The organism is Nocardioides sp. SYSU D00038 (genome assembly GCF_016924665.1).
GTDB lineage: Bacteria > Actinomycetota > Actinomycetes > Propionibacteriales > Nocardioidaceae > Nocardioides.
Genome location: NZ_JAFFJT010000044.1, coordinates 1 through 2,032 on the forward strand (window position 1 = coordinate 1; position 2,032 = coordinate 2,032).

3 protein-coding genes are annotated in these 2,032 nt (G+C 72.1%); all 3 read left to right on the top strand.

Annotated elements, in window-relative coordinates; all coding sequences use genetic code 11:
- Positions 1 to 864 precede the first annotated feature (864 nt).
- Positions 865 to 1,008, top strand: coding sequence for a hypothetical protein (locus JT721_RS20570; RefSeq protein ID WP_205475303.1), 144 nt, complete (start codon positions 865 to 867; stop codon positions 1,006 to 1,008).
- A 63-nt stretch (positions 1,009 to 1,071) separates the two neighbouring features.
- A complete protein-coding gene (locus JT721_RS20575) occupies positions 1,072 to 1,560 on the top strand; it encodes a hypothetical protein (RefSeq protein WP_205475304.1) in 489 nt (162 codons plus the stop codon).
- 42 nt (positions 1,561 to 1,602) lie between these two features.
- Positions 1,603 to 2,010: a hypothetical protein gene (locus JT721_RS20580; protein ID WP_205475305.1), complete on the top strand. Its 408-nt coding sequence runs from the start codon at positions 1,603 to 1,605 to the stop codon at positions 2,008 to 2,010.
- The last annotated feature ends 22 nt before the right edge of the window (positions 2,011 to 2,032 follow it).

A 2,032-nucleotide genomic window follows, 5' to 3' on the forward strand; every position in this document is an offset into this window, starting at 1 on the left:
AATTACCGCCGGCTCGGCGAAACCTGGGTTGCCCGCAGGTGGTTGCGGGAGGGCTGTCGTCTCACCGGGTTTCGAGGCTCGTCGCCAGCGCTCCTCGCACCTCACCAGCGCCCGGTGGTCGAGGAAGTCGCGCTAGCGACTGTCTCGAAACCCCCGCCGGGAGACCGCCCTGCGTCCCCGTCGGAGGGCGTCCGGCTTACTGGGTTTCGAGGCTCGTCGCTGGCGCTCCTCGCACCTCAACCAGCGCCCGCTGGTTGAGGAAGTCGCGCTAGCGACTGTCTTGAAACCCCCGCCGGTCGACCGCCCTGCGTCCCCGTCGGAGGGCTTTCGGCTCACTGGGTTTCGAGGCTCGTCGCTGGCGCTCCTCGCACCTCAACCAGCGCCCGCTGGTTGAGGAAGTCGCGCTAGCGACTGTCTCGAAACCCCCGCCGGTCGACCGCCCTGCGTCCCCGTCGGAGGGCTTTCGGCTCACTGGGTTTCGAGGCTCGTCGCTAGCGCTCCTCGCACCTCAACCAGCGATGCGCCGGAGTGCGTCCGGCTCACTGGGTTTCGAGGCTCGTCGCTAGCGCTCCTCGCACCCCAACCAGCGATGCGCGAAGCCCGCGCGGTGCCGGCAGTGCGCCGTCCCACCTGGTCGGGCGAGACCCGACCAGGTGGGCGCGCGGGCACCCCGAGTCGGCGCCGAAGCCACCGGATCCCGAGCTAGGCGGGGCGCTCGTCGTACTGGGTTTCGAGACGGGACTTCGTCCCTGCTCAACCGACGGCGAGCCCCGACGTGCACAGGACGTCAACACGTTCTCAACGGCCGGCCGGAAGCCTTCTGCTCGACACGGAGACGCCGTGCACGAGACGAAGGAGAACGCAGTGGCCAGGCACAGCACGACCCACCCGCAGGAGCGGTGGACCCGCCGGCGGGCACGCCGGCCCCGGGACCGCTGGACCCGCCAGGAGTCGACCACGGTCGTCGCCGCGGTCGGGTTCGCCACCGGCGCCCCGCGGGCCCTCTGAGCCGCCGCGCTCCCCACCATCTCGCCATCGGCCTCCGGGCCACGGACAGGAAGAAGCACAGAGATGCCCCAGCTCCACCCCCACCGGACCCGGCTCCTCGCGGCGGCGCTCGCCGTCGCCCCGGCCGCAGCGCTGCTGTCGTCGTGCGGCCTCGGCGGCGCCGAGGCCGCCGAGAGCCCCTACTGCGCCGCCGTGGCGGACGCCAAGCCGGCGTTCGCCTCGGTGCAGGAGGGGAAGGCCGAGAAGTTCGACGCGGCCTTCGCCACCTTCCACGAGCTCGCCGAGCAGGCGCCGGGCGACGTCGCCGCCGACTGGAAGGTCTTCGACGCCGCGGTCGTCGACATCGAGGAGGCGCTCGACGAGGCCGGCCTGACCTTCGCCGACCTCGCCTCCCTCGGGAGCGGCGAGCTGCCCGAGCAGGCCGACCCCGCCGCCCTCGAGAAGGTCGTGGCCGCCACCCAGGAGCTCGCGTCGAGCGAGGTCATGGACGCGGTCACCGCGATCGAGGTCCACGCGCTCGACGAGTGCGACGTCACGCTCGCCGTCGACTGACCCACCACCCATCCACGCACCCACCACCGAGAAGGAACCACCATGAAGCACCGCACCACCACCACCCGCACCGCGCTGGCGATCGTCGCCGCAGCCCTGGTCGCCGTACCGCTGTCGGCCGAGGCCGCCCCCAAGCGAGCCGTCACGAAGGTGACGATCACCGCGGAGGGCAAGGACATGTCCGGCACCGTCACCAGCAAGCGCCGCGCCTGCCGTGGCGACCGCACCGTGCTGCTGTTCCAGCAGGTCGGCACCCGGGGCGGGGGCGACGACGAGGTCGTCGCCCAGGACACCACGGAGGTCGCGAACGGCCGGGGTGTCTGGAGCACCGGCAACACCGGCCTGAGCGGACGGTTCTACGCCCGCGTCACCCGCACCCCGAAGTGCAAGCCGGCGGTCAGCCGGACCATCACCATCGTCGACACCGACACCCCGGAGACCGAGGTCTGACCCGATCTCGCCACCCGGGCGG